This window comes from Caldisericia bacterium, from assembly GCA_021158845.1.
GTDB lineage: Bacteria > Caldisericota > Caldisericia > B22-G15 > B22-G15 > B22-G15.
This window is the reverse complement of record JAGGSY010000058.1, coordinates 1-9,743: the sequence shown is the minus strand read 5'-3', so window position 1 is coordinate 9,743 and position 9,743 is coordinate 1. Positions and strand designations below refer to the sequence as shown.

At 35.5% G+C, this 9,743-nt stretch carries 7 protein-coding genes; all 7 read left to right on the top strand.

Annotated elements, in window-relative coordinates; genetic code table 11:
* The coding region (locus J7J33_02265; GenBank protein MCD6168114.1) for a glycine--tRNA ligase subunit alpha at window positions 1-777 on the top strand (777 nt) is incomplete at its 5' end.
* A complete protein-coding gene (locus tag J7J33_02260) occupies window positions 770-2,833 on the top strand; it encodes a glycine--tRNA ligase subunit beta (GenBank protein MCD6168113.1) in 2,064 nt (687 codons plus the stop codon). The genes J7J33_02265 and J7J33_02260, both read left to right, overlap by 8 nt.
* Window positions 2,834-2,848: 15 nt before the next feature.
* Window positions 2,849-5,566 (top strand): pyruvate, phosphate dikinase, encoded by a 2,718-nt coding sequence (locus J7J33_02255; protein MCD6168112.1) that lies wholly within the window; start codon window positions 2,849-2,851, stop codon window positions 5,564-5,566.
* Window positions 5,553-6,668, top strand: a complete 1,116-nt coding sequence (locus tag J7J33_02250) for a deoxyguanosinetriphosphate triphosphohydrolase (GenBank protein ID MCD6168111.1) — start codon at window positions 5,553-5,555, stop codon at window positions 6,666-6,668. Before J7J33_02255 ends, J7J33_02250 begins: the two co-directional genes overlap by 14 nt.
* Window positions 6,656-8,314, top strand: coding sequence for a DNA primase (locus tag J7J33_02245; GenBank protein MCD6168110.1), 1,659 nt, complete (start codon window positions 6,656-6,658; stop codon window positions 8,312-8,314). Before J7J33_02250 ends, J7J33_02245 begins: the two co-directional genes overlap by 13 nt.
* A 3-nt stretch (window positions 8,315-8,317) precedes the next feature.
* Entirely contained in the window at window positions 8,318-9,397 is a 1,080-nt protein-coding gene (gene rpoD, locus J7J33_02240) for an RNA polymerase sigma factor RpoD (protein ID MCD6168109.1), read from the top strand.
* A gap of 5 nt (window positions 9,398-9,402) precedes the next feature.
* On the top strand, window positions 9,403-9,743 hold a 341-nt coding region (gene rimI / locus J7J33_02235; protein MCD6168108.1), incomplete at its 3' end, for a ribosomal protein S18-alanine N-acetyltransferase.

The window sequence follows — 9,743 nt, the reverse complement described above, 5'->3', positions numbered from 1 at the left end:
GGGTATGATATAGAAGTAGGTGCTGGAACAATGAGCCCTCTCACCTTCTTCGGTGTATTGGGTAAAAAATCATGGAGGGTAGCTTATGTTCAACCTTCAAGGAGACCAGCGGATGGTAGATATGGAGAAAATCCAAACAGACTTTACAAACATTATCAATTCCAGGTAATTTTAAAACCACCACCAGATGATGTTATACCTCTCTACATAAGAAGTCTTGAAGAGTTAGGTATAAAGGAAAGCGAACATGACATAAGATTTGTTGAAGATAACTGGGAGGCGCCTACACTTGGTGCATGGGGAGTTGGTTGGGAAGTCTGGCTTGATGGGATGGAGATAACGCAATTTACATACTTTCAACAGGCTGGTGGAATTAACTTATCTCCTGTTTCTGTGGAGATAACATACGGTCTTGAAAGAATTGTGCTTTTCTTGCAGAATAAAAAATCTATCTTTGATATTATGTGGAACAAAGAATACACCTATGGAGAGTTAAGACTCATGGAAGAGAGAGAACACTGTATATATTCCTTTGAAAAGGCGAATATTAAGATGCTTAAAAATACTTTTGACACTTTTGAAATAGAAGCAAAAAAACTTCTTGAAGATGGATTGATTTTGCCAGCGTATGAGTATGCACTGAAATGCTCCCATATCTTTAATATTCTTGATGCAAGAAGAGCTTTTGGAGTTACGGAGAGAACAAACTATATAAATAGAATTAGAGGAATTGCAAATATGTGCGCAAAACTCTACAGTGAGGCTTACAATGAGTAAAGATTTTTTCTTAGAGATTGGATGTGAGGAAATCCCTTCTCGTTTTCTTAAAGAAACTGCTGAAGCAATAGCAACCAATCTTAAGAATTTCTTTAAAGAGGAAGAGATAGAACATGATGAAGTTGAGGTTTATTTTACACCAAGAAGGTTTATCTTTTATGTAAAGAATGTATCTGAAGAGCAAAAAGAAAAGGTGATAAAGATCAAAGGACCTTCTAAAAAAATATCATTTACTCAAAATGGTGAACCATCCCCTGCCTTAAAGGGATTTCTATCAAAACATGGTGCCACCATAGAGGATATATCCATAGAGAAAACCACTCAGGGAGAATATGTATTTCTAAATAAAAAACTGGAGAAAAAAGAAACAAAATATTTATTGGAGGAAAACTTACCTAAAATAATTCTTTCAATTCCCATGAAGAAAAGTATGAGGTGGGATGGAGTTACTTTTGTAAGACCAATAAGATGGATTGTTTCCATTTTTGGTGATGGGGTTGTTAATTTTAAAATAGGCACGGTTAAATCCAGTAATAGAACAAAACCATTTTTAAAAACAGAGAAAAGAGATATAGTAGTAAAGAATTTCAATGATTATAAAGATGCTATGAAAAAAGAAGCTATAGTTATATCTTCTGATGAGAGAATAGAAATAATTAATTCCTCTCTTTTAGAAATGGAGAAAGAGTTTCTTGTAGAGATAGACAAAGATAAAAATCTTATTTATGAGTTGGCAGATCTTACAGAATCACCAAAGGTGTTTCATTTAGTGCTATCAAAGGAGGCAAAGAAGATACCCCAGAGTATAGTCTCTGGAATAATAAAGATGGGTGCTCGTATGTTTCCAGGGTTTAGGGATGGAGAGATTTTGTATGTCTTTGGGGTTCAGAATGGAATAAACAGGAATACAGTGGTAATTAAAAATGGATTTAACCGTGTTGTTAGTGCCAAAATAGACGATGCTGTATTTTTCTACAACAAAGATAGGGAGATACCACTTAAGGATAGAATTGATTTTTTAAAGTCTATAACTTTTGAAACCCATTTAGGTTCTTACTATGATAAAACAATGAGGATTCTTAAACTTACTTCTTTTATTGGAGAGATGTTTAATCTAACAGAAAAGGAAAGACTTGTTTTAGATAGAGCGGCACTCCTGTCAAAGGCAGATCTTGGTACCTTAACCGTTGCTGAATATCCAGAACTTCATGGATTTGTTGGAAAGGAGCTTGCTCTGGAATCAGGAGAGAAAGAGGATGTAGCACAAACCATACTTGATCACATTTTCCCAAGATTTAAGGGAGACAGATTGCCACACACAAATACAGGAAAAGTGCTTGGAATTATTGACAGAGTTGATACTCTTGTGGGAAGTTTTGCTGTAGGACTTGAACCAACAGGTTCAGAAGATCCCTATGGTTTGAGAAGAGTAGCCATTGGACTTTTATCTATACTTATTTCATTTAAAAATACAGTTAATATCGGTGAACTTATAGATATAGCCCTCAGAAATTTTGATAAAGATTTAGTGAAGGACTTTAAGAAAGAAAACCTCATAAAGTTTTTAAAACAGAGATTTAAGATAATCCTTGAAGAGTTAAATGTAAGATATGATGGAATAAATGCGGTTCTTAAAAGAGATGATTTTTCACCTTATCTGTCTTTTAAAAAGGCAAGATTCATTGAGGAAAACTACAATTCAAAAGAATTCAATAACTTTGTTCTTGCATACAAGAGAATCTACAATATCGTTAGAGACTTTAAACCAAACAAGGAATTAAAAGAGGAAATATTCTTAACTGATTACGAAAAAAAACTTTTCTCTAAATGCTGCGAATTAGAAAGAAAGATTCAGAAGTTAGATTTGATGGATTTTGAAAAGATTATGAATGAATTCTACTCTATTGTTCCAGAGATCAATAAGTTCTTTGATAATGTCCTTGTTATGGATAAAAATGAAAATATAAGAGAGAATAGATTATCTCTTCTCTCAAACCTACTCAACATATTTAAGGAATTTGCGTCTTTTGAGGAAATTGTAAAAAAACAATTATAGAAGGAGAGGTAAAAAATGGCGAAAAGAATCTATAAGTTTGAAGAAGGTTCAAAGGAGTTAAAGAATTTACTTGGTGGAAAGGGAGCTGGATTGGCTGAAATGACAAGAATTGGTCTTCCAGTTCCTCCAGGTTTTACAATAACAACAGAGGTGTGCATAGAGTATTACAAGAATGGAGAGAAACTTCCAGAGGGTTTGGATAAAGAAATTTTGGATCATATGGCGTGGCTTGAAGGGAAAACTGGAAAGAAATTTGGTTCAAGAGAGAATCCCCTCCTTGTATCTGTTAGATCTGGTGCACCCATTTCTATGCCTGGAATGATGGATACAATCCTTAATCTTGGTTTAAATGACGAAACTGTTGAGGGATTGAGTGCTCTAACCAATGATGAGAGATTTGCCTATGATTCTTATAGAAGATTTATACAGATGTTTAGTAATGTAGTAATTGGTATTCCCCATGAGAAGTTTGAAGAAGCATTAACAAGGATAAAGGAGAAGTATAATGTAAAGGAAGATCCAGAAATTCCTCCCCAAGGTTTGAAAGAGTTAATTAAAAAATTTAAAGATATATATAAAAAAGAAACAGGTGAAGATTTTCCTCAGGATCCGTATAAGCAACTATTTATGGCCATAGAAGCTGTATTCAAATCTTGGAATAATGAGAGGGCGATAGTTTATAGAAAAATAAACAAGATACCAGATGACCTTGGAACTGCAGTAAATATAGTAACAATGGTCTTTGGCAACATGGGAAACGACAGTGGAACTGGTGTAGCATTCACAAGGGATCCGAGAACCGGTGAGAAACACCTTTATGGAGAGTTCCTACCGAATGCACAGGGTGAGGATGTTGTTGCAGGAATAAGAACTCCACATGCCATAAATGAATACTCAAAGCAGGATGCCAATAAGAATCTTCCGACTATGGAAGAGATGATGCCGAATGCATACAAAGAGTTGGTAAACGCATCCCTTATTCTTGAAAAACACTATAGAGATATGCAAGATATAGAGTTTACTGTGGAGAAGGGTAAACTCTATCTTCTTCAGACAAGAACAGGTAAAAGGACAGCAATGGCAGCTGTGAAAATTGCTGTGGAAATGGTGGATGAAGGCTTGATTTCTAAAGAAGAGGCGATTATGAGGGTGACACCTGAAAACATTGATACCCTTCTTCATCCACAGATAGACCCAAGTGTAAAGAAAGATGTTATTGCAAAAGGTCTTGCTGCAAGTCCTGGTGCAGCTGTTGGCAGAGTTGTATTTGACCCAGATGAAGCAGTGGAACTTGAGAAAAAAGGAGAAAAGGTGCTTCTTGTAAGGCCTGAGACAACTCCTGATGACATTCACGGAATGAATGCTGCTCAGGGAATCCTTACAGCAAGAGGTGGCATGACATCCCATGCAGCGGTAGTGGCAAGGGCAATGGGAAAACCAGCAGTTGTTGGATGTGAAGAGTTGTTCATAAATATGAGTGAAGGTTACTTTATTGCAAGAGATAAAAAAGTCAAGAAGGGAGAAGTTGTTACCATAGATGGAACAACAGGAGAAGTGTATCTTGGAGAAGTTCCATTAATCATGCCCTCCCTCAGTGGTAATCTTCAGAAGATTCTTGAGTGGGCAGATGAAATTAGAACACTTGGTGTAAGAGCAAACGCAGATACTCCTGAGCAGGCAAAGAAAGCAAGAGAGTTTGGTGCAGAAGGTATTGGTCTTGCAAGAACAGAACACATGTTCTTTGGTGAAGAGAGACTCCCAATAATGCAGGAAATGATAATGGCAAGAACAGAGGAGGAAAGAAGAGAAGCTCTTAACAAGTTACTTCCAATGCAGAGAAATGATTTTGTGGAGTTGTTTAAAGCTATGGAGGGATTTCCGGTGATTATAAGACTTCTCGATCCACCACTTCACGAGTTCCTCCCCAATAGGGAAGAGATACAGCAGGAGATAAATGAACTTAAACTTAGTTTAAAGAGTGCTGAAAGTTTAAGAAAAATGGATGAATTGATCTCTAAGATAAAAGAGAAGGAAAAACTTCTATCTATTATTAACGAACTCCATGAGTTCAATCCCATGTTGGGTTTTCGTGGTTGTAGACTTGGAATTATCTATCCTGAAATATATGAAATGCAGGTGAAAGCAATAATAGAAGCTGCAATACAGGTCACTCTTGAAAACATGGAGATCTACCCTGAGATAATGATTCCACTTGTTGGTCATGTAAATGAGCTAAAGTATCTTAAGGACAAGTTAGACGAAACAATAAAAGAGGAAATGGAGAGGGCAGGGGTAGAGATTAAGTATAAATTTGGAACAATGATTGAAATTCCAAGAGCAGCTTTAACTGCTGATGAGATAGCTATGTATGCAGATTTCTTCTCTTTTGGAACAAATGATTTAACACAGATGACTTTTGGTTATTCAAGGGATGATGCCCAAGGTAAATTCCTTGCGAAGTATGTGGATATGAAAATTATAAAGGAGGATCCTTTTGAGACACTTGATTGGGATGGTGTTGGGCAGTTAGTAAAAATGGGAACAGAGAAAGGAAAGAAAGTAAAGAAGGATCTTGAAGTAGGAATATGTGGTGAACATGGTGGAGATCCAAAGAGCATAAAATTCTTCTTTAAAGCAGGTCTTGATTATGTCTCATGTTCACCATACAGGGTTCCAATAGCGAGACTCGCTGCAGCACAAGCTGTAGTAGAGGAGAAACTTGCAAAAAAATAAACTCATACGTGAGAAATTAGAGGACATAGAGGAAGAAATACTCTCCCCCTTAGGAACTAAATCCAGGGATACAAAGGGGAGAGTATTTCCTGAAGAGAAATGTCCTATAAGGACGGAGTTTCAAAGAGATAGAGATAGGATTATTCACTCAAAGGCGTTTAGGAGATTAAAGGAGAAAACCCAAGTCTTCTTCTTCCCAGCAGGAGACCATTATAGAACAAGACTTACCCATGTACTTGAAGTTTCTCAAATCTCAAGAGTTGTGGGGAGGAGTTTAAGATTAAATGAGGATTTAATTGAAGCAATAGCACTTGGACACGACCTTGGACACGCTCCATTTGGACACATGGGAGAAAAGATTTTGGATAAAAAATACAAAGAGTATGTCCCATCCGGTGGCTTTAAGCATAATGAGCAGTCATTGAGAGTAGTTGATGTATTGGAGGAAGGGTATGGGAATAGAAAAAGAAGTGGACTTAATCTTACATGGGAGGTAAGGGATGGAATACTTAAACACTCAAAGGGTCTAAGGGAAATCAAAGAAGGTATTATTAAGGATATGCCAAAAACACCAGAAGGTCTTGTTGTTGCACTAAGTGATAGAATAGCGTATCTAAACCATGATCTTGATGATGCTATAAGAGCTGGGATTGTAAAGGAAAAAGATATACCTAAGGCTATAACAAAACTTCTTGGTTCTACAATTCCTGAAAGAATTGATACTATGGTTAAAGATCTAATAAATAACTTCACAAAAACTGGATATCTATTCTTCTCGGAAGAGATTTCCTATGTTATGGATATTTTTCTTGATTTTCTAAAGGATGTTTTATACTTTAACGATGAAGTAAGAGGAGAAGAAAGATTTAAAATTGAGAAGGTAATATCGGACATGTTTGATTATTTTATGGAGAAACCAGAAAAGTTATTGAGCTTTGTAAATAAGTATGAACTCCCAGAGCAATTTTCTACCTGGGAGGAGGCTCTTAAGATTGAGGAGATAAGGACAAGGTATGTATGCGATTACATATCTGGCATGACAGATGAGTATCTTTTAAGCTTATACAATGATTTATTTATACCTAAACCATGGAAAAAGTAAAGGATCTTTATGAATTTGCAGAGGAACTCAGAGAAAAAGTAGATATAGTGGAATATATCTCTCAATATGTCAAATTGAAGAAGAGAGGAAAAAATTATATGGGATTGTGTCCATTCCATCCAGATAAGAATCCCTCATTTAGTGTTTCAAGAGAGAAGGGTCTATTTCATTGTTTTGGATGTGGAGTTGGAGGAAACATATACCATTTTATAATGAAAATTGAAGGTGTGGATTTTGTAAAAGCAGTTGAGATACTTGCTAAATGGGCAGGAGTTGAAATTCCTAAGTACAAAGTTAGCAAAGAGAAAGGGGAAATATTCAATCTTCATGAAATTTTTACATCCTATTTTGAAAAGTTACTTCATGAAAATAAAGAAGCCATGAACTACCTTAAAAAGAGGGGACTTAAAGAAGAGGTTATATCTAAATTTAGGTTAGGCTATGCTCCAGAGGATATATCCTTTTTTCTTAAAGAGAAAAATATAAAACCAGAAATATTTAAAAAAACTGGATTGTATCCCTTTTCGCATTTTAGAGGAAGACTTATCTTCCCCATATTTGACACTGTGGGAAGGGTAATTGGGTTTTCAGGTAGAACCTTGAAGGATGAGGAGCCAAAGTATATAAATTCTGGTGAATCAGTGTTTAAGAAAAGGGAAGCTCTTTATGGTATCTTTCAGGCAAAGGATTCAATTCTTAAAAATAGAGAAGTTGTACTTGTAGAGGGTTATATGGATGTAATAATGCTTCATCAAAATGGTATAGAAAATAGTGTCTCTTCTATGGGAACCTCTTTTACCATAGATCAGGGAAGGATACTAAAGAGATTTGCAGATAGAATTTATATATGTTTTGATCCAGATACAGGTGGAATTGCTGGAACAAAAAGAGCTCTTGATATAGCAGAAACTCTAAATTTTGATGTAAGAATAGTTAAGATACCAGAAAATCTTGATCCAGATGAATATGTGTTAAAAAATGGAAAAGAGAGTTTCTTTAAACTTCTTAAAGATGCACCAGATGTAGTAACATTTCTATGGAGCGAAGCAGAGAAGTTGCATAGGAATGATGAGAGCGCTGTTCCACTTGTAAAGGATTTAATAGAAATAGCAAAGAGGATAAAGGATGAAGCCAAAAGATTTGAAGTGATAAGAAAGATAGCAGAAAGAACAAAATTTCCCGAAGATATAATACTTAATGAAATTAAGAGAGGAAAAAAGAAAAAGAAAAGAGACGAAAGCATATTAGAACAGAAAGATCTCCTTGAAAGAGAATTCTTATCAGCTATTGTTAAAAATGAAGAGTTTTTTAGTATAATAAAAGATGAGATTGATGAGAATTACTTTTTCACAGAAAGATACAGGAATCTGTACAGAAAGTTTACCTCTAATTTGACTAAGGATGTATTAGAAGAAGATTCTATCTACAGAGAGATGATTCTTGAGGATAATGAGATAAGTGAAGAAGTGTTTTTCGACATTTTTAGAAGGTTTAAGTTAAGATATCTTATAAGGGTTAAAGAGAAGATTATAAAGGAGATTGATGAGATAGACAAAAAGGATGAAGAAAGATTTAATTACTTAAAATTAAAGTTGTTTGAGATTGAGAAAGAGATAAAAAGTTTTTTACACAAAAAGGAGGTGTAAAGTTTGCCTGAAAAATTTAAGCATAAGGAGATAGAGAATTTGATAAAGGAAGGGAAAGAAAAAGGTAGGCTTTCCTATGAAGATATAATTCAAACCCTCGAATCCATTGAAGACCTTACCTCTGAAGAGGTAGATGAAATGTATGAAACTCTTATAGAAGAGGGTGTTAAGTTTGGAGATAAAAAAGAGATTCAATCGGAGACACAAAAAGAGGAGACAAAGAAGGAAGAGAAAAAACAAGAGGAAGAAGTGGTTGGTCCCCTCGACCCTGTAAACGCATATCTTAGAGAGATAAGTAAAATTCCTCTTCTTAGCCCAAAGGAGGAGTATGAACTTGCAAAGAAGATGAGAGAAGGAACGCCTGAGGAAAGGGAAAAGGCAAGAAAGAAACTTATTGAAAGCAATTTAAGACTTGTGGTAAGCATAGCAAAGAAATATATAGGTCAAGGACTTCTCTTTTTAGATTTAATCCAGGAAGGTAATCTTGGATTGATAAAGGCAACGGAGAAATTTGATTATAGAAAAGGATGGAGATTCTCAACATACGCTACATGGTGGATAAGACAATCCATAACAAGGGCTCTTGCTGATCAGGCAAGAACTATAAGAGTTCCTGTTCACATGGTAGAGAACATAAATAGGTTGAAGAAGGTTACGAGGCAACTTATGCAAAAGCTTGGAAGAGAACCAACAGATGAGGAAATTGCAAAAGAAATGGGACTTCCTGTTAAAAAGATACAGGATTTCAAGAGAATTGCTCAGGTTCCCATCTCTCTTGAGACTCCTGTGGGTGATGATGAAGATACAAGACTTGCAGACTTTGTGGAAGATAAAAGGATTCTCTCTCCTGAGGAGGAAACAATAATAAGCTGCTCTAACGAAGAACTCATGGAGATGCTTAAATTCCTACCAGAAAGAGAAAGGGAGATAGTAAAGTTGAGATTTGGACTTGGTGGGAATGTTCCTCACACTCTTGAGGAAGTTGGAGCAAAGTTTAATGTAACAAGGGAAAGGATAAGACAGATAGAATCTAAAGCTATAAGAAGATTACGTCAGCTATTAAAGAAGGAAAAGAAGATATAAATTAGATGGAAGATATCAAAATAAGACCAATGACTAATAGGGATATCCCTGAAGTGGTATCCATTGAAAATTTAAGTTATTCTGCACCATGGACAAGACGTGAGTTTTATGCTGAGCTAAATTTTAATAGATTTGCCCGCTACTTTGTTGTAGAAAAGAACCAGAAGATCGTTGGCTATATAGGAAGTTGGTTCTTTAAGGATTTCGTTCATATCACAAATGTAACAGTTCATCCAGATTTTAGAAATAAAGGTATTGGAACAAAGTTAATGAATTATATAATAGATCTTGCAAAGAGTAGGAAAGTTAAGAAAGTAGTTCTTGAGGTGAGGGTATCTAACACTAT